Source organism: Lysinibacillus irui (genome assembly GCF_028877475.1).
GTDB classification, from domain to species: domain Bacteria; phylum Bacillota; class Bacilli; order Bacillales_A; family Planococcaceae; genus Lysinibacillus; species Lysinibacillus irui.
This window is the reverse complement of the sequence record NZ_CP113527.1, coordinates 905,930-928,262: the sequence shown is the minus strand read 5'-3', so window position 1 is coordinate 928,262 and position 22,333 is coordinate 905,930. Positions and strand designations below refer to the sequence as shown.

The following is a 22,333-nucleotide window of genomic DNA, read 5'->3' as shown; positions in this document are numbered from 1 at the left end:
GAGGTGGCCGAGATGAGTAAAACAATTTTAGAAGTAAAAGATTTAAAAATTAACTTTAAAACTTATGCAGGACTTGTCCATGCTGTACGTGGTGTTAACTTCGATTTAAAGGAAGGTGAAACACTCGCTATAGTGGGTGAATCTGGTTCTGGTAAAAGTGTTACAAGTAATGCGTTAATGAAATTAATTCCACAGCCACCTGGTATTTATGAGTCAGGACAAATTTTATTCAATGGCCGTGATTTAGTTCCGTTATCTGATAAAGAAATGTCTAAAGTACGCGGAAATGAAATTGCAATGATTTTCCAAGATCCAATGACAAGTTTGAATCCAACTATGAAGGTCGGACGTCAAATAACTGAAGTAATTTTGCAGCATAAAAAGATATCAAAAGCAGATGCAAAAAAACGTGCGATTGAGCTTTTATCACAGGTAGGTATCCCCTTCCCTGAAAAACGCTATAATCAATATCCACATGAGTTTTCAGGTGGTATGCGTCAACGTGTTGTCATCGCCATCGCTCTTGCAGCAGATCCTAAGCTTCTGATTGCCGATGAGCCAACAACAGCACTAGACGTAACCATTCAAGCACAGATTTTAGAGCTAATGAAGGAAATTCAAAAGAGTTCGAAAACATCTATCATTTTCATTACACACGATTTAGGTGTTGTAGCTAATATTGCTGACCGTGTAGCAGTAATGTATGCTGGACAAATCGTCGAATATGGTACTGTGAATGATATTTTCTATAATCCAAAGCACCCATATACATGGGGTCTACTTGGTTCGATGCCTGATTTAGATAATGATACTGATGAGCTTTTACGTACAATTCCAGGCTCACCACCAGATTTAACGAATCCACCTAAAGGTGATGCATTTGCAGCTCGTAATGAATTTGCGATGGCTATTGATTATGAACAAGAACCACCAATGTTCCAAGTTAGCGAAACGCATTTTGCAAAAACTTGGTTATTGCATCCTGATGCACCGAAGATTCCTCTTCCAGATGCGGTTGCTAAACGTATTGAAGGGTATTTAGCAAAGGAGGCACAAGAAAATGACTAAAACTGGTGCGAAAAAAATTCTTGAAATCAAAAATTTAAAGCAGCATTTTGGTTCACCAAGTAATCCTATCAAAGCCGTAGATGGTATCAGCTTCGATGTTTACGAAGGTGAAACACTTGGGCTTGTGGGTGAATCAGGTTGTGGTAAGTCAACAACTGGTCGTTCAATCATTCGATTATATGATATTACAGGTGGCGAGATTGTTTTCGATGGTGAAAATGTCCATGGGAAAAAATCAAAAAGTGAGTTAAAGAAATTTAACCGCCAAATGCAAATGATTTTCCAAGATCCTTATGCTTCATTAAATCCTCGAATGACAGCTGGTGAAATCATTGGTGAAGCCTTTGATATTCATGGTCTTTACAAGGATAAAAAGGAACGTCGTGCGAAAATTCAAGAGTTACTTGAAGCTGTTGGTCTAAACAAAGAACACGCAAATCGTTACGCACACGAATTCTCAGGCGGTCAACGTCAGCGTATTGGGATTGCACGTGCACTAAGCTTAGATCCTAAGTTCATCATTGCCGATGAGCCAATTTCTGCGCTTGACGTATCGATCCAAGCACAAGTTGTTAACTTACTAAAGCAACTTCAAAAAGAACGTGGCTTAACATATCTTTTCATTGCCCATGACCTTTCTATGGTAAAATACATCAGTGATCGTATTGCAGTAATGTACCGTGGTAAAATCATGGAAATCGGTAAAGCAGATGATATTTACAATCATCCTGTGCATCCGTATACAAAGTCTTTATTATCAGCTATCCCTCTTCCTGATCCAATGTCAGAGAAGCGTCGCCAACGTATTCCATACAAGCATACAGAGGTTGACGAAAGTGCAACCTACCATGAAGTAGGCGACCAGCATTACGTGTACGGTACGAACGATCTTGTGAAAACATGGGTTGCAAATCGATAAAATTGACACTCCTGTCGCAGTTTACAGCTGTGATAGGAGTTTTTTTATTTTATACCCTCGTTAAAGTCTTCTAAACCTATGAATACTTAATTCTATCTATTCCCCTACTAGAAAGTTAGATCACATAAAAATAGGCTCTATTCATTTGCTACGGGGTCTTTTCAGTAGTGTTAGCTAGTACTCGTTTGTCGTACTAGCTCCTCCCTCTAACCCTGTCAACGTCCAAAACCAGTAGATCTAAATGCTCTCTTTAATCACAATTAAAATGACGATACTTATTAGAGCTTGCTGATTTATATGTAGTAAATAGAATGTCCTTATAAAATTCGGCACCTTTAAATGTAGTATGATTACATTTAAAGGTGCCTATTTTTTACCCTATTATCTTCTTGACTTTGGATTTAAAGCATCTTTCAAGCCTTCTCCAATAAAGTTAATAGATAAAATTACTAATGTAATAGCTGTGGCAGGTGGTACCCACATCCAAAGCTTATCCTTTAATACATCTGAGTTTCTAGCTTCAAACAGCATATTCCCCCAGCTTGGCGTATCTGCTGGTACACCTAACCCAATAAAACTTAACCCAGATTCAGCAACGATTGTTACAGCCATTAACAGTGTTGCTTGTACAATAATTGTAGAGGCAACATTTGGTAGTAAATGCTTAATAATAATCTTCGAGGATTTACAGCCAATTGATTGTGCTGCTAGAATATATTCATTTTCTTTTTCAGCAAGCACCCTACTGCGTACAATCCTTGCAACAGAGCCCCACAATAGAAGCGAAATAACAATAATTAGAGTCCAAAGACCGGATATTTTTCCAATAAGAATTGTGTTTAAAACAATAACAAAAATCATAAATGGAAACATTAAGACAAAATCAGTAAATCTCATTAAAATTTGATCGATTTTACCGCCAAAGTACCCTGAAATAGCACCTACTGTCGTTCCAATCAACACGATAAAGAACATACAGCTTAACCCTACTGTTAAGGATGATCTACCAGCATAGAGCATTCTTGTAAAGACATCTCGCCCATTCGTATCGGTTCCCAACCAATTTTCACTAGATGGTGGTTGACTTATTTTTGTAAAATCTACCCGTACAATATCTTTTGTCGTAATATATGGTGCAAGGAACGATAAAATGATAACTAGTAGTAGAAAAGTAAGACTAATCATCGCTAATTTATTTTTAAAGAACTTTCGTCTCGCTATTACCCATGGCGAGGGGCTTTTCTTTGGTGATTTTGGCGTTAAAACTTCTTGATTAGTTACCAATGTCATAATTCCCCCTCCTTAATCCAATCTAATACGTGGATCTACTATACCGTATAATAAATCCGCTATTAAATTTCCAAAAAGCGTTAAAAACGAAAGTATCATAGTAATCGACATCATAACTGCATAATCTCTTCTTCCTACAGATTCTAGGAAGAGAGCACCTATTCCAGGATACGTAAAGATTGTTTCTGTTATTACTGCCCCACTGATTAATGTTGCAATATCAAAACCAAGGAACGTAATTAATGGAATAATGGAATTACGTAAAATATGCTTATTGTAAATTTTAGATTCTTTTGTTCCCTTTGCTCTTGCAGTTCTTACAAAATCTTTTCTACTATTTTCGATAATGTCATTTCGTAAAAATTGCGTATAGGAAGCTGTTCCCATTAACCCTAATATAAGTGCAGGTAATAAAACATGATGGAATTTACTCACATAATAATCTAAAGTTCCTGGCTCCAAACCTACGCCTACAGAGCCATTGAAAGGGAACCACCCCAATTTAAATGAGAAGAAGTAAATAGCCACAATCCCCGCAACAAATGATGGAATAGCTAATGCTAAATAATTGTACGTTCCAATCAAATTGTCCCCAAGTGTATAAGGTTTTCTACCAGCATACATGCCCATAAAAAATGCAAATATGTAGGTAATGACTAATGATGTAAATGCTAAAAATATGGTATTAGGAATACGCTGTGCAATAATCTCTGCAGCAGGTTTTTTATAAACAGTTGATTTGCCAAAATCCCCTTGTACAAAATTAACCACCCATCTTCCATATTGTTGGATAATTGGATCGTTATAGCCTAATTTTTCTCTCATTTCTTCGATGTATTGTGGATTCGTATTAGAAGGATCAATTTCACCAGCAAATGCATCTCCTGGCATCATTTTTGCTAAAAAGAATACCACCAACGAAATAAGGAGTAACAATGGGATCATGCTAAGTAATCGTCGAAGTGTATATTGAAGCATGTAACGTCTCCTTATCTAAAAATTTACTAACTAAGTCCTCTAAAGAGGACTTAGTAGTAGGTTATAGCCTTTTCATTTTAAAGCTAAATTTTATTCTTTAATATTCCATTTATAAACGTCTGTTTGGAAACCAACAGCGTTGATATGAACGCCTTGTAATCGATTATTAATACCATATAAATCTAAGTTTTCCCATAATGGAAGACCTGGTAATTCTTCATTGAAGTGTTTTTGCCATTCAACATATGTTGCCATACGTTTGTCTTTATCAAACGCTTCTTCACTTAAGCCTTTATTTAATAATTCTTGGTTCTTCGCGTCTACCCAACGACCGAAGTTCCACTCTGCGTCATTGCCCCATAATCCTGATGGATCTGGATCTGCACCCATGCTCCATGAACCGAAGAATGCCTCTAAAGCTGCATCATCGTTATCTTTCATATCATTATATAAGTTAAATTCAATTAAACTACCTGTAGCTAATTCTGTTTTTACACCAATATCATTCCAAGATTGGATAATGGCTTGTGAACGACCTTCAAATGCTGCATTTCCTGCATAGTGACCAAATGAGATTTTAAATGGTTGACCATTCGGATCCTCTACAAAACCATCACCATCTTTGTCTACATAGCCTGCTGACGCTAATAGTTCTTTAGCTTTTTCAGGATCGTATTCATATTTATTTAAGTCCGATTCTTTTGCAGCAGTCCAGAATGTACTTGGAATTACTGTGTTGGCAACTGTTGCTTTTCCTTCTAAGAAAGCATCGATCATTGCTGGACGGTTAATCGCATATAATAATGCTTGACGTAATTCTTTTGATTTAAATTTATCAAAGTCTGCCACATTTTTTAGTGTAGCTTTATCGCGGTGACCAAAACGAAGACCAATGTATGAATAACTAACACCATTAGTTTCTTCAATACGCACATTATCTAATGCTTCTAATTCTTTTACTGACTGTGGTTTAATAGACATAATGTCAATTTCTCCGTTTTGGAACGCACCTGCTGCTAATGATGGGTCGATTACTTTTACAATAACACCATCAAGCTGTGGCTTGCCCTTCCAGTAATCATCAAAACGCTCTAATTCAGAATACTCACCATCTACAACCTTTTTCACTTTAAATGGCCCTAAACCAACAGGATTTTCACGAACCTGTTTCGATTCACCTAAATCTTTAACCGCAATACCTTCATAGTGTTTCTTCGGCATAGGGTTTGACCAAAGATTTTCTAAGTTATTGATTTTTACTTGTTCGAAAGTAATTTTTACAGTATAAGGATCAACTACTTCGATCCCTTCAATTTTATCTGCTTTACCTTCTTTTTTAGCTTTTGCACCTTTGATGCCTTCTGCATAATTGAAACGAGGTCCATCATAATCTGGATCAGCAAGCGTCTCTAATGCAAATACCCAGTCATCAACTGTTAATTCTTCGCCATTATGCCACTTTACACCCTTTTGGAATGTAAACGTATAAGTTAACTTATCTTCACTAATTTCCCATGTTGCTAAGTTAGGAACATATTCTAAGTTATCATTTACATCATAAATACCTTCCATTGTGAACCCTTGAATATAACTATCTACAATACTCCCTGAATAAGCTGGGTCATATACGCCCTCAGGTGCAGTATCTGTACCAAATGTTACAATGCCACCCTCTGTAGAAGGTCCATCTGTTGTTGTCGATGTATCCCCGCTCGTATCCTTTTCACTTTCCTTCTCTGTCGTTGATGAGTCACTATTACATGCTGCTAAAAATAGCGCCATAACTAGCAAAAGCATAAATGACCAAAATCTTGATTTTTTCATTTTTTTCCCCCCGTAAATTTTATTTTGTCAATAACTTTTTTCCGTTTTTATGAGTTTTTAATAGAGGTGGCATGCTACTCTATGCCCTTGCTTCACCTCCTTTAAAGCTGGTTTAGTTAATGAACACTCTACCATTGCCTTTGGACATCTAGGATGGAATGGACAGCCTTTTGGCGGATTAGCTGGACTAGGTATATCCCCTTCTAAAACAATTCGTTGATTCTTTTTCCTCGGATCTGGTACCGGAATAGCTGAGATTAAGGCCTGTGTATAAGGATGTAATGGCTCATCATAAATATGTTCCTTATCTGCAATCTCAACAATATTTCCTAAGTACATGACGCCGATACGATCACTCATATGTTTAACAACACTTAAATCATGCGCAATAAACAAGAATGTTAAATCAAATTCATCTTGAAGTTCTTTTAAGAGATTAAGTACTTGTGATTGTACAGATACATCTAAAGCTGAAACTGGTTCATCCGCTATAATCAGTTTCGGTCTTAGTGCGAGTGCTCTAGCAATACCAATACGCTGTCGCTGACCTCCTGAAAACTCATGTGCATATTTATAAAAAGCATCTTCCGGTAAACCAACTTTTTTTAATAGCTCCATAACTTCGCCTTGTAATGATTTCAATGACTTGTTACTGAAATTCATAATTGGTTCTGCTACGATACTACCAACCATTTGCATTGGGTTTAAGGATGCGTATGGATCCTGAAAAACCATTTGAATATCTTTTCGTATCTCTCTTAAAGATTTGCCTCGCAGTTTTGTTATATCTTCCCCATCAAAGATAATTTTCCCATCAGTTGCGTCTAGTAATCTTAAAATGGTACGTCCAGTTGTAGATTTACCACAACCTGATTCTCCTACTAAACCTAATGTTTCTCCATTTTTAATAGCAAATGAAATATTATCTACTGCTTTTACATATCCAACGGTATGTCTAAAAAATCCACCTTTAATTGGGTAATATGTTTTCAAATCAATGATTTCCAATAAGTTCTCTTTTTCCTGTTTCACTATTGTTTCGCTCATGACGTCAGCTCACACCCTCTCTAGTATTGCAATCCTTGTAAAGTAAACATGAAACTTCATGACCCTCATCAATAAAGGTAAGCTTCGGTGTTACCTTGCTACATTCAGACATAGCCGAAGGACATCGGTCTACAAAACGGCAACCTAGCTGAGGCATATTTTTTAAAGACGGAACGATTCCTTGAATTGTTGTGAGTTTTTCAACTTCTTCATCGATTCTTGGAATAGAAGCCATTAATAGCTTTGTATAGGGGTGCTGTGGATTGTGGAACAAATTATCAACATTTGTTCGTTCAACTATTTTCCCGGCATACATAATAATTACGTCATCACACATTTCTGCAACGACACCTAAATCATGTGTGATTAGAACAATGGACATATCAGTTTTTGCTTGAATACTTTTCAATAATTCTAATATTTGCGCCTGTACTGTTACATCAAGTGCCGTCGTTGGCTCATCAGCAATTAATAGCTTAGGTTGACAAGCGATGGCAATCGCAATCATTACCCTTTGTCTCATACCACCAGATAATTGGTGTGGATATTCATCGATAATTTGATCAGCTCTTGGTATACCAACTTGTTTTAATAATTCTATAGACTTCCTTTTAGCCTCAGCCTTTGACATAGTAGAATGATTTAGAATAATCTCTTCTATTTGTGAACCTATTGTAAATACAGGGTTTAAAGAGGTCATCGGCTCTTGGAAAATCATACTGATATCTTTTCCTCTTATTTTATTCATTTCATCACTAGAATAATTTTCTATGTTTTTACCTTGAAACTTTATTTCTCCGCCAGTAATTTTACCAATGCCTTTAGGAAGAAGTTGCATGACTGAAAGTGACATAACACTTTTTCCACATCCAGATTCACCAACTACTCCTAGAATTTGACCTGGTTTGACTGAGAAAGAAACATCATCAACTGCATGATAGATCTCTCCATCTATATCAAAACCAGTTTTAAGGTTTTTCACTTCTAACATTAAGCTCATTTAATATCACACCTTTATTTTTTTTACTAAAATCGCTACATCCTTTATGTAAGTAATAGAATCATATGTCCAAAATGTATTCTTTAAGTAAAAGATGTAAAAAGAAATTTGCTCACAAGATTCCCGCAAAACCCAATTTTCTGAAAAATATAGACAAAACATGTTAAACCTATATCAAAAACATATCCGGCTAAAAAAACATTAAAATTTAATCTAGTGATTTCCTAAACTATAACACAGTCCCTATTTTCCAAATAAAAAAATAACTGGATTGGTATATAATATTCTGACAATTAGGCGTAATGCTATTTTATCTGGAAATAATACATTTAATCAAGTGAAATTTTACAATTCTTACACTCTTATATACAAAATAATCCATACAACTATTCCAAATAAAATTATTCCTTTTTCATTTTTTCACACTGAACATTTGTTCATTTTTAGCTTCATTTGCCTAAAGTATCATTTTTTTATTTTATTACTATAATAAAAACATATCAATTATATCTATTCCAACAACCATATAATTTACTTTTATTTGGAAAACATGATTATAAAAGGGTTTCGTTAAATTATTTCATTAATAAAATAATTTAAAATATTTTAAATTATTATTAACAAATAATTTTGCCCGTCGAAGTGTTAGATAAGTGATGCGCATTAAATTACATTACAAAAACAATTTATTTTTACAATTTCTTTATTTTTAGCCCCATACTTCTTAACAATTCATCTACTAAATTTTCTTTTTCCTAAGTCGAAAAAACAAAAAAAAACAACTATCAATAAAAATATCAATAGTTGTTTTTTATGCATTTTCACTCTTTTATATTCCAGTAACTCTATCTTTTATCGCTACAAATTAACTGATTTATTACAGCTCTCCAGCCTTTAATTTACTATGCCACTCTTTTAAGAACGGAATATCTTCCTCTTTAATAGTACCTGATTCGTTTGCTGCTTCAATTAAATAATCGAAGTTTGTTAACGATACATATTGGATGCCAGCTTCGTCAAATGCTTGTTCAGCGCGTGGCAGATTATATGTGTAGACACAAACAACCCCAAGTACTTCACAGCCAGCTGCACGTAATGCTTCTACTGCAGTAATTGAAGAACCACCTGTAGAGACGATATCTTCGACAACCACTACTTTTTGACCTGCTGCGTATTTTCCTTCAATTTGATTACCACGGCCATGTTCTTTCGCTTTAGAGCGTACATACACCATCGGTAGTTCTAATATATCGCTTACCCATGCTGCATGTGGGATGCCTGCTGTTGCTGTTCCTGCTACGATTTCTGTCGCACCAAAGTTTTCTTTAATAACAGCTGCTAAGCCGTTAGCTAATTGTTTACGAATAACTGGGTCAGAAATTGTTAGACGTGTATCACAGTAAATAGGGGATTTAATACCAGATGCCCATGTAAATAATTCTGTCGGATTTAATTCTACAGCGCCTACTTTTAACATAGCGTGTGCAATTTCATTTTGTAATGTCATAATTTATGCCTCCCATAATTCACTTACGATTTTATATGCCGCTACTGGATCCTGTGCGCCTGTTACAGCACGACCAACAACGATGAGTGATGAACCGTCACGCTTAGCACCATCAGGCGTTGCAATACGTTTTTGATCGTGTGCATCGCCACCTGCTAAACGAATACCTGGTGTCACACGTAGAAAATCATCTCCACATACCTCTGCTATTGCTTTAGCCTCGTGAACAGAGCAAACGACCCCTTGTAAACCAGCTTGTTTTGTAAGATTTGCATAATGCAAGACAGACTCTTGTAAAGATAAAGCAATTCTTTGCTCTGCTTGCATTTGTTGTTCAGTCGTTGATGTTAATTGGGTAACAGCGATTAATGCTGGTGTTTCTTTACCAGCAGGTGTCCCTGCTTCTAGTCCTTCCAGTGCCGCCTCCATCATTGGACGTCCGCCTGCAGCATGAACATTGACTAAATCCACTCCTAATTTTGCCAGACCCTTCATAGCAGATCCAACTGTATTCGGAATATCATGTAATTTTAAATCTAGGAAAATATCATGGCCTAAATCTTTTACTTTACGGACGATGTCTGGCCCTTCTTGCATATATAATTCCATCCCAATTTTCACGAAAAGGGGCTCATTGAACTTTGTTAGAAAATTAAATACTTCATCTTCTCCTGGAAAATCTAGTGCTAGTATAGGTTTCGTATTCATCAACGATGGCTCCTTCCGATAATTTCTGTTATATGTTCAATACCTAATGCGTCTAGCTTTGCTGGTAATTCATCTATTATAGTTGGACAGACAAAGTGGTCAACAAAATTAGCAGTCCCTACTGCTACAGCTGAAGCACCTGCAGACATAAAATCAATAACATCCTGCGCTTCTGTTACACCGCCCATACCAATGATGGGAATTTTGACAGCCTTATACACCTCATACACCATTCGTATTGCTACAGGTTTTACAGCAGGACCAGAAAGTCCACCTGTACCATTCGCTATGACTGGTTTACCTGTACGCTCATCTAAACGCATACCCACCAATGTATTAATCATCGTAATGCCATCAGCTCCACCCGCTTCAACCGCTAATGCAATATCAACGATGTTCGTTACATTTGGTGATAGTTTCACATAGACTGGCACCTCAGACACGGCTTTAACAGCCTCTACTAGCTCTCGTGCTGTATCTGGATCTGTGCCAAATTGAATACCCCCACATTTCACGTTAGGGCAAGAAATATTCAATTCCAACGCTTTAACATTTGGTGCAGTTGAAATGCGTTGTGCCACCTCTACATAGTCCGCTGTCTCTGTACCTGCGACGTTGGCAATAATCGGTACATCATAGCCCTCTAAAAATTTTAATTCCTCATTCATCACTTTTTCAATGCCTGGATTTTGTAAACCAATAGCATTTAACATTCCCGCCGCTGTTTCAGCTACTCGTGGCGTTGGGTTGCCTGCACGAGTTTCGACAGTCGTTGCCTTTATCATTATTGCACCCAGTTTCGATAAATCATAAAGCTGTGCATATTCACGACCAAAACCAAAGCAACCCGAGGCTGGCATAATTGGATTTTTCAAATCTAAGCCTGGAATTTGTATTGTTAACCGACTCATAGTGCCACCGTTCCTTTCGGGAAAACTGGACCATCAGAGCATACTTTGACATAGTCTTTATCTACTTGGTCCGTTGTTTTACATACACACGCAAAGCAAGCCCCAATACCACAGCCCATACGCTCTTCAAATGATAAATAACCCTCTTTTTCAGGATAAAAAGCTTCTAATGCTTTTAACATTGGTAATGGACCACAAGAATAAAAGACATCGAATTCTGGGACACGTGACTCTAATACAGTTGTCACAAAGCCCTTTGTTCCTTTTGTGCCATCCACTGTTACATAATGTGTTTCACCAAGAGCACTGAATTCATCCTCATAAAAGCAGACATCCTCTGTTTGGAAGCCTAAAACATGGATTGTTTTCACACCACGAGCATTTAATTGTTTGGAAAGTTCATGTAGTGGAGGTACACCAATTCCACCGCCAACTAATAGCGCAGTGCCTCCCTCTTGAACCACATCTACTGGAAAACCATTTCCTATTGGTCCAAGTACATTGACCTGTTGACCCTCACGATTCGTCGCTAACACTTTCGTACCACGACCCTCGGCACGATATATCATCGTAAATTGATTGTTGTCTTGATCAATATTTGCAATACTAATTGGTCGACGTAAAAGCGGCTCCAATGAATCTGACACCTTTACATGGACAAACTGGCCAGGAGTCATCTCCTGAACCAGTTCACCATGAAGTGTCAGTTCGAAAATGTTTGTCGCAATTTGCTTTTGAGAGACGACCGTCATTTTCTCTTGACGTATCATATTAGTGTACTACCTCCGCTTTAGGCATTTGTTCTGCTGTAAATGTCATAGATTCAATAACACGGACCATTGCTTCTGCTGTATCTAAAGATGTTAGGCAAGGTACACCATTTTCTACAGACTCACGACGGATTCGGAAGCCATCACGCGCCGGTTGTTTCCCTTTTGTTAATGTGTTGACAACTAGCTGTGCTTCACCATTTTGAATTAAATCTATTAATGTTTGACCTTTCGCGCCAATCTTACCAACAACATCAGTGCGTACCCCAGCTTCTTCAAAGGCTTTTGCTGTACCTTCAGTAGCTACAATGCGATAGCCTACAGTTGAGAAGCGTTTTGCTAATGCGATGGCTTCTTCTTTATCTTTATCTGACACAGTAAACAATACTGTACCTTCTGTGCGAATTTCCATACCAGCTGCAACTAGACCTTTATAAAGTGCTTTTTCTAATGTTGCATCTTTACCCATTACTTCCCCAGTGGATTTCATTTCAGGTCCTAATGTAATATCAACTCGACGTAATTTTGCGAATGAGAATACTGGCACTTTTACAAATACCCCTTTTTGCTCAGCCGCTAAGCCTGTTGGATAGCCTTGTTCTACAATGGATTTGCCTAGAATTGCTTTTGTTGCAATATTTGCCATTGGAATATTTGTAATTTTACTTAGGAATGGGACAGTACGTGATGAACGTGGATTTACCTCGATCACAAATACTTCTCCTTGTGAAATAACATATTGGATGTTCATTAATCCGATGATGCCTAGACCTTTTGCAAGGCGAGTTGTATAGTCTACTAACGTCTCTTTTTGAGCTTCTGTTAATTTTTGTGGTGGATAAACAGAGATTGAGTCACCAGAGTGCACCCCCGCACGCTCAATATGCTCCATGATACCTGGAATTAAAACGTTCTCGCCGTCACAGATAGCATCTACTTCAATTTCCTGACCTGTTAGATAGCGGTCTACTAAAACAGGATGATCAGGAGAGGCTTCCACCGCGTTCTCCATATAGTGTTGTAATTCTTCCTTGTTGTAGACAATTTCCATAGCGCGTCCACCAAGTACATAAGAAGGACGAACAAGGACAGGGAAGCCTAAACGTTCACTTATTGCAAGAGCTTCCTCTGTAGAAACAGCTGTTTCACCCTGCGGCTGTGGAATGTTTAATTCACGTAATGCTTGCTCGAATTTATCACGGTTTTCTGCACGGTCGATATCCTCTAAAGAAGTACCTAGGATTTTCACGCCATTTGCAGCTAGCTTATCAGCAAGGTTAATGGCAGTTTGACCACCGAATTGAACAACGACACCAATTGGTTGCTCTAAGTCGATAATATGCATTACATCCTCAATTGTTAATGGCTCGAAGTATAATTTATCTGACACTGAGAAGTCTGTTGACACTGTTTCTGGGTTTGAATTGATAATTATAGCTTCATAGCCAGCTTCTTGGATCGCCCATACTGAATGCACAGTAGCATAGTCGAATTCAACCCCTTGACCGATACGGATTGGGCCTGAACCTAGTACTACAACTGAAGGTTTTTCTGACTTAATCGATTCATTTTCTTCTTCATATGTGCCATAGAAATATGGTGTTTCTGATTCAAATTCTGCCGCACATGTATCAACCATTTTATAAACTGGAATAATGCCATGCTCTTTACGATAAGCATAAATGGCTTCTGGTGACGTTTCCCAAAGCTCAGCAATTTTCTTATCTGCAAAGCCTAAACGTTTTGCTGTTCGCAATACCTCTTTGTCATTTTTATTGTCAGCAAGTGTTTGTTCCATATCCACGATATTTTTAAATTTATTCAAGAAGAATAAATCAATAGCTGACCATTCATGAATTTGTTGAATTGTCACACCACGGCGTAAGGCTTCTCCGATGAAGAATAGGCGCTCATCTCCCGCCTTGCGGATTCGTTTTTCGATCCATGAATCAGAATTGTCCTCGGCATGCTTTAACTCTAAGTGTACTTGACCAGTCTCAAGTGAACGAACCGCTTTAAGCATCGCTTCCTCAAATGTGCGACCTAGTGCCATTACCTCACCAGTGGCTTTCATTTGCGTACCAAGATTACGTTTCGCCGATTCGAATTTATCAAACGGCCAGCGTGGAATTTTAGCTACGATATAGTCAAGTGCAGGCTCAAAGCAAGCATATGTTGATCCTGTTACAGGATTTTTAATTTCATCTAATGTTAAGCCAACTGCGATTTTTGCTGCTAGCTTGGCAATTGGATAGCCCGTTGCTTTTGATGCTAATGCAGATGAACGAGATACACGTGGATTTACTTCAATTACATAGTAATTAAAGCTATATGGGTCAAGTGCTAGCTGTACGTTACAGCCACCTTCGATTTTTAGTGCACGAATAATATTTAGAGAAATATTACGTAGCATTTGATTTTCACGATCTGATAGTGTTTGCGTTGGTGCTACTACGATCGAGTCGCCTGTGTGAATACCAACTGGGTCAACGTTTTCCATATTACATACGACAATGGCATTATCGGCCGCATCACGCATTACTTCGTATTCAATCTCTTTATAGCCAGCAATTGATTTTTCTAATAAGCATTGTGTAACTGGAGAATATTTTAGGCCGGATGTCACGATTTCCTCTAAATCTTGATCATTATAGCAAATACCGCCCCCTGTACCACCAAGCGTAAAGGCTGGACGAACGATTACAGGGTAACCGATTTTCGCTACAAAGTTTTTCGCTTCATCTATTGAATGGATAATATCAGATTCTGGTACTGGAGCACCTAATTCATACATTAAGTTACGGAATAAATCACGGTCTTCTGCCTTATGAATAGCGTCTAGTTTTGTTCCTAGAATTTCAATACCAAGCTCGTCTAAAATGCCTGATTGGTCTAGTTCAATCGCCATGTTCAGTCCTGTTTGACCACCAAGCGTTGGTAAAATAGCATCTGGGCGTTCTTTGCGTAAAATACGAGATACAAATTCAAGAGAAATTGGCTCGATATAAACCTTGTCCGCAATTTCTGTATCAGTCATGATTGTCGCGGGGTTAGAGTTGATTAAAATAACTCGGTAGCCTTCTTCTTTTAATGAAAGACAAGCTTGTGTTCCTGCATAGTCAAATTCTGCTGCTTGGCCGATGACAATTGGGCCTGAGCCGATTACTAAAATAGTTTCGATATCTGTACGTTTAGGCATGTTGTTTCCCCTTCCCTGCTTCTACTTCCATCATGTCAATGAATTCATCAAATAAGTGGTTTGAATCCTCTGGTCCCGGTGATGCTTCTGGGTGATATTGCACTGTGAAAATTGGATATTTCTTATGTCGTACCCCTTCACATGTACCATCATTTAATGCGATATGTGTTAATTCCAAATCAGTATCTTTTAATGATTCGATATCGATTGCATATCCATGGTTCTGCGATGTTAAGTCTGTACGGCCTGTTCGTAAATCTTTTACTGGATGGTTCCCCCCACGGTGTCCAAACGGCAATTTGAAAGCTTTTGCGCCACTAGCTAAAGAAAAGATTTGATGGCCTAAACAAATACCGAACATTGGCACTTTTCCGACTAAGTTGCGTACCGTTTCAATACCTTCTTGGACGTCTTCCGGATTCCCCGGTCCATTTGATAGCATGATGCCATCAGGATGCCAAGCTAAAATGTCCTCGGCTGACGTATTGTAAGGAACTACTAGCACATCACAATCACGTTTGTTTAATTCTCTTAAAATACCATGCTTCATTCCATAATCAATTAAGACAACTCGTTTACCACGTCCAGGAGATGGATAAGCAGCTTTTGGTGATACTTCACGAACATGGTGAGTAATGGCTGGCGTCGCTTGTAATTGTGCTACAATTTCTTCCACATTCACTTCTTCATCAGCAGCTGTCAAAATCGCTTTTACTGATCCTTTACTGCGAATAATACGTGTTAATTTTCGTGTATCAATCCCTTCAATTCCAGGGATATCTTTTGATGTTAAATAGTCATCTAATGTTAAATCACAGCGGAAGTTTGAAGGTGTTTTAGCAAGTTCACGAACAACAAATCCGCGAATTGCTGGTGTAATCGATTCAAAGTCATCACGGTTAATGCCGTAATTTCCAACTAACGGATAAGTCAATGTTACAATTTGTCCATAGAACGAAGGATCTGAAATGGTTTCCTGATAACCTGTCATTCCTGTTGTAAATACAACTTCACCTTGTGAAGCGCGCTCACTACCAAATGCTGTACCTGTAAATACTGTGCCATCTTCTAAAACTAGTAAACGTTTTTTCATTACTCTGCCTCCTGATATACGATATTGCCTTCAAAAATAGTTAGCACTGGCCAACCCTTTGCCACCCAACCATTAAATGGTGTGTTGCGTCCTTTTGATACAAAGCCTTCTGCATCAATTGTTTGTTCTTTATGAATATCAATTAGAATCATATCAGCTGAAGAACCTACATCTAATGTGCCGTATGGTAAATCAAAAATTTCAGCTGCTTTCACTGTCATCCAATCAATTAATTGTTTTAGCGTCCACTTTCCTGTTTCCACAAATTGTGTATAAAGAAGTGGGAAAGCTGTTTCAAAGCCTACAATGCCGAATGGTGCTCCTACCATACCGCAGCATTTTTCTTCTACTGTATGTGGTGCATGATCTGTTGCGATGCAATCGATTGTGCCATCTAATAGTGCTGCATGCAGTGAATCCTTATCATCTGCTCCACGTAATGGAGGATTCATTTTCCAGTTCGCATCATCGGATGGAATATCCATTTCCTCTAATAACAAGTGATGTGGACAAACCTCTGCTGTTACACGAATTCCAGCTGCCTTTGCATCTCTTACCGCACGAACAGATTCCTTCGTTGATACGTGACAAACATGGTAACGGGCACCTGCCGCTTCTGCTAGTAGAACATCACGTGCAATTTGTACTGATTCACAAATGGATGGAATACCAGGTAAACCAAGTTCTTTGTTACGTTTTCCATCATGCATGACTCCATCATAAATTAAGGAGTTATCCTCACAATGTGCCACAACAACCATATCGTGCTTAGCTGCATCTTTCATTTGCTCATACATAGTAGAGGCAAGTTGAATACCTACTCCATCATCAGAGAACGCTACAGCTCCCTGAGCTTTTAATTCTTCGATATTTGTTCGAACCTCACCTGAAATATCCTTTGTTAGGGATCCATAAGGGAGTACTCGAATAACAGCACTGTCTTCAATTAGTCCATTAATGAGCTGCATATTTTCAACCGAATCTGGTACTGGTTTTGTATTAGGCATCGCACAAATTGTTGTAAAGCCACCCTTTGCTGCAGAAGCTGAACCTGTTGCAATCGTTTCTTTATGCTCAAATCCAGGTTCACGCAAATGCGTATGGACATCGATAAAGCCCGGTGCCACAATCAAACCATGCCCTTCAATGATTTCGGCACCTGCTACAGTTACATCTTGTCCAACAGCTGTAATTTTCCCATCTGCCATCGCAATATTGACTGTATGCAGTTCACCTTGCTCATTTAACATTTGTACATTTCGAAGTACCTTTGTCATATTATTCTCTCCCCTTTAAAATAGTTTCCATAATGGCCATTCGTGTGTAAACGCCGTTTCGAACTTGTTCAAATATCCGTGATCGTTCACACTCTACTAATTCAGAAGCGATTTCAACATCCCGATTAACTGGTGCTGGATGCATAATAATTGCTGAATCTTTCATTTGTCTTTCACGCTCGATCGTTAAACCAAACTCTTGATGGTAACTTTCTTTGGAGAAGCTACAATTCTCCTTATGACGTTCATGTTGTACCCGTAATAACATAATGACATCACTTATTTCGATTAAATTATCCCATGAATGGTGTGCTTCAAAACCACCAGACCATTCTTCTGGACATAGGAAGTGAACATTTGCCCCTAAGTTTTGTAATGCTGTTGCATTTGATTTCGCTACCCGGCTATGTGAGATATCTCCAACAATCGTGACAGTCAATCCCTCAAAATATCCAAACTCTTTTTTGATTGTATAAAGGTCTAATAATGATTGTGAGGGATGCTGCCCAGCACCGTCCCCTGCATTAATCACTGCTACATGCAGGCCTTCTAGTAGGTCATTGTAATATTCATCCTCTGACGCTCGAATGACAACTGCATCTATACCTATCATTTCTAATGTTTTGACTGTATCGTACATTGTTTCCCCTTTGGTAACACTAGAGAAACCTGCATCGAAAGGGATGATATTGCAGCCAATTTTGTACTCTGCCATTTCGAAGCTTGTTTTTGTTCGTGTACTAGGTTCAAAAAATAAGTTGGCAACGTTGTACCGGCGAGATAACGATGATGTTTCACCATTTTCAAACGCTTGTGCAAGATCTAGGATTTGATTAATCTCTTCTGTTGTTAAATGTTCCATCGATAATAAGTTCTTCATCATGTGACCTCCATAAGGTGTGTGTCATGAACGTCTATGTATGACGTTCCTAAAGTCAATTTCGCCTTGGCGTCATTGCGTCCGGATTTTGAATGAGGGTTGCACAATTCATTCCTTACAAACTCCGTGACAACTGCCTAAGGCTTTATTTTCATTCATGCTGCTTTCAATGTGGGATGAATGAAGATAAAAAAGCCCCGTTGATGTCATCAACGAGGCATAAGGAGGCGTGACAAACTACAGCAGGAGATTTATCCTACTTCAGCCTGTCCACAACTTCCCTTTCTTTGCCTCTCTGGACAATTCATTAAAAGGTACTACTATGAATTTTTATTTTGATTGTAAGGTACGGGTATTTCTGCTTCTTTCTTTCCTGGTAGAATAGCATTCAGCAGCACACCGATAATCGCTGCAAGTGCCATACCCTCTATACTTAAAGATTCTGTAATGACGAATTTTGCACCGCCAATACCTATAACTAAAATTACTGAAGCAATTACTAAGTTACGGCTATTACCAAAATCAATATGATTATCTACTAGCATGCGTAAGCCACTTGCTGCGATAATACCGAAGAGTAAAATTGAAACTCCACCAAGAACTGCAGTTGGTATAGTTGCAATTACTGCCATTGCTTTCCCGAAGAATGATAGTAAAATGGCAACCACAGCTGCACCTGCAATAACATAGATACTGTACACACGAGTAATGGCTAGTACACCAATATTTTCGCCGTATGTTGTTTTTGGAGGACCGCCGATTAAAGCACTGACAAATGTTCCAAGTCCGTCGCCTAATAAAGAACGGTGTAACCCTGGCTCTTTAATATAATCTCGCTCTACTACTTTTCCTAACACTAGTTGGTGACCAATATGTTCAGAGATTGTTACAATGACAATTGGTACCATGATAAGTAAAATCTTTGATGTAATTTCAAATTCATAATGCACACCTGGGATTAAAAAATCAGGCATGGCGAAAAATTTTGCATTGGCAATCGGTGTATAATCTACTATGTCAACAATCATAGAATAAATGTATCCTACGATTAAACCCATTAAAATGGGCATTGTACTTAAAATCCCTTTAAAGAAAATCGTAAAAATAATGGCTGTAAATACTGTGACTAAAGCTGCTGAGAAGTGTAAAAAGCTATACTCACCATCAACGTTCATAGCCATATTCACGGCCGTACCCGATAGACCTAAACCAATAACCATAATCACAGGTCCAACCACGATTGGCGGCAAAATTTTCATAATCCACTTATAGCCACTTTTCCATATGATCAAGGACACAATCCCGTAAGTAATCCCGACTGCCATTGCACCAATCATGGCATGTCCTGGATTGACACTGGAGCCATCCTCATTTAAACCACCTGCTGCAAGTAAAATAGGCGCAATAAAGGCGAAGGACGATCCTAAATAGGCTGGTACCTGAAATTTCGTAATTAATAAGAAGAATAATGTCGCAATCCCGCTCGTTAATAGCGCAATTGCTGGGCTAAGACCTACTAGCTGTGGCACTAAGATGGTTGATCCAAACATGGCAAACATATGTTGGAAACTTAATGTCACTAGTTGGAGTGGGGTCGGTTTATCCTTTATATCTAAAACTGCGTTTGACATAATGTTTCCTCACTTTATTGTTCGTCTTCTTTGTAAATAATGACGCAATCATCTCCATCTACTTCTTGTAAATTGACGATGATGCGCTCAGAGCCAGAAGTTGGAACATTTTTTCCTACATAATCTGCTCTTATTGGTAACTCACGATGTCCTCTATCCACTAGAACGGCTAGTTGAATTTGAGCAGGTCTCCCTAAATCCATAACGGCATCCAGTGCAGCACGTACAGTTCGTCCTGTATAAAGTACATCATCTACTAAAATGATTTTTTGATTTTTCACTACATACTCGATATCAACTTGTTCTACATGTGCTTGTTCATTTTCATGTTTTGTTGTTAAATCATCTCGGTAAAGGGTAATATCCAGTTCCCCTGTACGAATTGGTTTCCCTTCAATTTTTTCAATTCGTTGTGCCAAACGTCTGGCTAGAAAGGCACCTCGTGTTTTAATGCCAACTAAAATACATTCGTCGATTCCTTTGTTACGTTCAATAATTTCATGGGCAATACGTGTTAATGCTCGAGCCATTGATGGGCTATCTAATAATTCATTTTGTGCCATATTCGTTTCCTCCTCTCTCCAATTTAGTGTTGCCATGTGTCCATAAAAAAACCTCTCGAGGCGAATAGCCTGAGAGGGTTGTATACGTGTTGAAAAAGCGCGTTGAAAAATTTGCAGCACAAATTTCTACAACACTATTTGATCACATGTACCTTCTCAGCCTCTCTGGACTGCTATTAAAGGTGAATATTTAGTTAAGTTGTTCATTCACTGTCGTTAGTATAGACTTTCTTTTCTTATCCGTCAATGCCTATTTCGTAAATCCTTTAATAATTGCTCATAATCAGCTGGAAGTGGTACTTCAAACTCCAAATATTCACCTGATGAAGGATGATCGAATCCTAATGTGGCTGCATGTAAAACTTGTCCACCAAAGTCGATTGTCTTTTTTGGTCCATATTTCGGATCTCCAACAAGTGGGAAGCCGATATAATTCATATGCACACGGATTTGGTGTGTACGTCCTGTTTCTAAACGACATTCCACCAGTGTATAGTCACCAAAACGCTCCACAACTTGGAAGTGTGTAACAGCGTGTTTACCATTATCGACTACTGCCTGTTTTTGACGGTCCTTTTGATCACGACCAATTGGCGCGTCAATTGTTCCCTTATCATGTGCAATATGTCCATGTACAAGTGCAATATATTTACGGGTAACCGTTTTATTGACCAACTGATTGACTAATGATTCATGTGCCGTATCATTTTTAGCAACCATTAATAAGCCTGATGTATCTTTATCAATACGATGGACAATACCAGGTCGAAGCACACCATTAATACCCGATAAATCCTTACAATGATACATTAACCCATTCACTAAAGTACCTGTCATATGACCTGGCGCTGGATGTACCACCATACCCTTTGGTTTATTTACTACAAGGACATCTGCATCCTCATAAAAAATATCCAAATCTAAGTTTTCTGCGACAACATCCAATTCTTCAACTTCCGGAACATCAATAGCAATGATGTCACCAGCTTTAACCTTATATTTTGCTTTTACAGCTTCGCCATTCACTTGAATGATCCCTTCACTAATCCAGTTACCGATTTGTGTACGTGACCACTCGGTTTGTAAGCTTGAAAGTGCCTTATCAATACGCTCTCCCTGCTGTTGTTCTTCGATTGTATAAGTTACTTGCGTCATTGTTTCACCTGTCTCTTCTCTTTTTTATCTTCCATAATCAAACCAATCATCAGTACGACAACTGCTATGGTTAAGGCAGCATCCGCTACATTAAATATAGGGAAATCATAATTTATAATTGGTATTAAAACATCTACAAAATCGACCACTTCACCCCTAAATAGTCGATCAATAAAATTCCCTACCGCTCCACCGAGTAAGAGCATTAAGCCTACTTGAAAAACAGGCTTACCTTTTGCTTCTTTATGATAAAAATAGAGAATGGCACAGATAACAGCAACTGTGACAATGCTAAACAACCACATTTGCCCTTCTAACATCCCCCATGCTGCCCCTTTATTACGATGAGATAAAATGCCAAACCATGGGTCCAACACAGCAATACGTTCACCATACTCCATATTTTTTACAATTAGCCATTTTGTCCATTGATCCAATAAAACGACAAAGGCGGCCAATCCATAATATTTATACACAGACATTCCTCCGTTCACTCAACATCTTACCTATTCT

The 22,333-nt window shown here is 38.3% G+C and carries 19 protein-coding genes; 2 read left to right on the top strand and 17 right to left on the bottom strand.

What is annotated here, in order from left to right; all coding sequences use genetic code 11:
• Positions 1 to 12 precede the first annotated feature (12 nt).
• Together OU989_RS04370 and OU989_RS04365 are read left to right on the top strand one after the other, a co-directional pair.
• A complete protein-coding gene (locus OU989_RS04370) occupies positions 13 to 1,068 on the top strand; it encodes an ABC transporter ATP-binding protein (RefSeq protein ID WP_274795902.1) in 1,056 nt (351 codons plus the stop codon).
• Complete coding sequence (locus OU989_RS04365) at positions 1,061 to 1,987, top strand: ABC transporter ATP-binding protein (protein WP_274795901.1); 927 nt, start codon at positions 1,061 to 1,063, stop codon at positions 1,985 to 1,987. The genes OU989_RS04370 and OU989_RS04365 overlap by 8 nt, the downstream gene beginning before the upstream one ends.
• 381 nt (positions 1,988 to 2,368) lie before the next feature.
• Here OU989_RS04365 and opp4C read toward each other — a convergent pair whose 3' ends face one another.
• The 17 genes from opp4C to lspA form a co-directional block, all read right to left on the bottom strand.
• Positions 2,369 to 3,277 carry an oligopeptide ABC transporter permease gene (gene opp4C / locus OU989_RS04360; protein ID WP_274795899.1) on the bottom strand — a complete coding sequence of 303 codons (909 nt, stop codon included), beginning with the start codon at positions 3,275 to 3,277 and terminating at the stop codon, positions 2,369 to 2,371.
• 12 nt (positions 3,278 to 3,289) lie between these two features.
• The gene (gene opp4B, locus OU989_RS04355; RefSeq protein ID WP_274795898.1) at positions 3,290 to 4,255 is read right to left on the bottom strand and encodes an oligopeptide ABC transporter permease; all 966 of its coding nucleotides are present in this window, start codon (positions 4,253 to 4,255) and stop codon (positions 3,290 to 3,292) included.
• Positions 4,256 to 4,345: 90 nt separating this feature from the next.
• On the bottom strand, positions 4,346 to 6,079 hold the full coding sequence (opp4A, locus tag OU989_RS04350; RefSeq protein ID WP_274795897.1) for an oligopeptide ABC transporter substrate-binding protein: 1,734 nt from the start codon (positions 6,077 to 6,079) through the stop codon (positions 4,346 to 4,348).
• 57 nt (positions 6,080 to 6,136) lie between these two features.
• Entirely contained in the window at positions 6,137 to 7,126 is a 990-nt protein-coding gene (locus OU989_RS04345) for an ABC transporter ATP-binding protein (protein WP_274795896.1), read from the bottom strand.
• A gap of 4 nt (positions 7,127 to 7,130) precedes the next feature.
• Complete coding sequence (locus OU989_RS04340; RefSeq protein WP_274795895.1) at positions 7,131 to 8,126, bottom strand: ABC transporter ATP-binding protein; 996 nt, start codon at positions 8,124 to 8,126, stop codon at positions 7,131 to 7,133.
• An 877-nt stretch (positions 8,127 to 9,003) separates the two neighbouring features.
• Positions 9,004 to 9,633: an orotate phosphoribosyltransferase gene (pyrE, locus tag OU989_RS04335; protein WP_274795894.1), complete on the bottom strand. Its 630-nt coding sequence runs from the start codon at positions 9,631 to 9,633 to the stop codon at positions 9,004 to 9,006.
• A gap of 3 nt (positions 9,634 to 9,636) precedes the next feature.
• Positions 9,637 to 10,341 (bottom strand): orotidine-5'-phosphate decarboxylase, encoded by a 705-nt coding sequence (gene pyrF, locus OU989_RS04330; RefSeq protein WP_274795893.1) that lies wholly within the window; start codon positions 10,339 to 10,341, stop codon positions 9,637 to 9,639.
• Entirely contained in the window at positions 10,341 to 11,252 is a 912-nt protein-coding gene (locus OU989_RS04325) for a dihydroorotate dehydrogenase (protein WP_274795892.1), read from the bottom strand. The genes pyrF and OU989_RS04325 overlap by 1 nt, the downstream gene beginning before the upstream one ends.
• Complete coding sequence (locus tag OU989_RS04320; protein ID WP_274795891.1) at positions 11,249 to 12,022, bottom strand: dihydroorotate dehydrogenase electron transfer subunit; 774 nt, start codon at positions 12,020 to 12,022, stop codon at positions 11,249 to 11,251. Before OU989_RS04320 ends, OU989_RS04325 begins: the two co-directional genes overlap by 4 nt.
• A 1-nt stretch (position 12,023) precedes the next feature.
• Entirely contained in the window at positions 12,024 to 15,221 is a 3,198-nt protein-coding gene (carB, locus tag OU989_RS04315; RefSeq protein ID WP_274795890.1) for a carbamoyl-phosphate synthase large subunit, read from the bottom strand.
• Positions 15,214 to 16,314, bottom strand: a complete 1,101-nt coding sequence (carA, locus tag OU989_RS04310; protein WP_274795888.1) for a glutamine-hydrolyzing carbamoyl-phosphate synthase small subunit — start codon at positions 16,312 to 16,314, stop codon at positions 15,214 to 15,216. The genes carB and carA overlap by 8 nt, the downstream gene beginning before the upstream one ends.
• Positions 16,314 to 17,591 carry a dihydroorotase gene (locus tag OU989_RS04305; protein ID WP_274795887.1) on the bottom strand — a complete coding sequence of 426 codons (1,278 nt, stop codon included), beginning with the start codon at positions 17,589 to 17,591 and terminating at the stop codon, positions 16,314 to 16,316. The genes carA and OU989_RS04305 overlap by 1 nt, the downstream gene beginning before the upstream one ends.
• Position 17,592: 1 nt before the next feature.
• Positions 17,593 to 18,471 (bottom strand): aspartate carbamoyltransferase catalytic subunit, encoded by an 879-nt coding sequence (locus OU989_RS04300; protein WP_274797275.1) that lies wholly within the window; start codon positions 18,469 to 18,471, stop codon positions 17,593 to 17,595.
• Between the two features lie 320 nt (positions 18,472 to 18,791).
• Complete coding sequence (locus OU989_RS04295) at positions 18,792 to 20,102, bottom strand: uracil-xanthine permease family protein (protein ID WP_274795886.1); 1,311 nt, start codon at positions 20,100 to 20,102, stop codon at positions 18,792 to 18,794.
• Positions 20,103 to 20,116: 14 nt separating this feature from the next.
• The gene (pyrR, locus tag OU989_RS04290) at positions 20,117 to 20,701 is read right to left on the bottom strand and encodes a bifunctional pyr operon transcriptional regulator/uracil phosphoribosyltransferase PyrR (RefSeq protein WP_274795885.1); all 585 of its coding nucleotides are present in this window, start codon (positions 20,699 to 20,701) and stop codon (positions 20,117 to 20,119) included.
• Positions 20,702 to 20,908: 207 nt separating this feature from the next.
• Positions 20,909 to 21,820 carry an RluA family pseudouridine synthase gene (locus OU989_RS04285; RefSeq protein WP_274795884.1) on the bottom strand — a complete coding sequence of 304 codons (912 nt, stop codon included), beginning with the start codon at positions 21,818 to 21,820 and terminating at the stop codon, positions 20,909 to 20,911.
• Positions 21,817 to 22,296, bottom strand: a complete 480-nt coding sequence (lspA, locus tag OU989_RS04280) for a signal peptidase II (protein ID WP_274795883.1) — start codon at positions 22,294 to 22,296, stop codon at positions 21,817 to 21,819. Before lspA ends, OU989_RS04285 begins: the two co-directional genes overlap by 4 nt.
• Between the last annotated feature and the right edge of the window lie 37 nt (positions 22,297 to 22,333).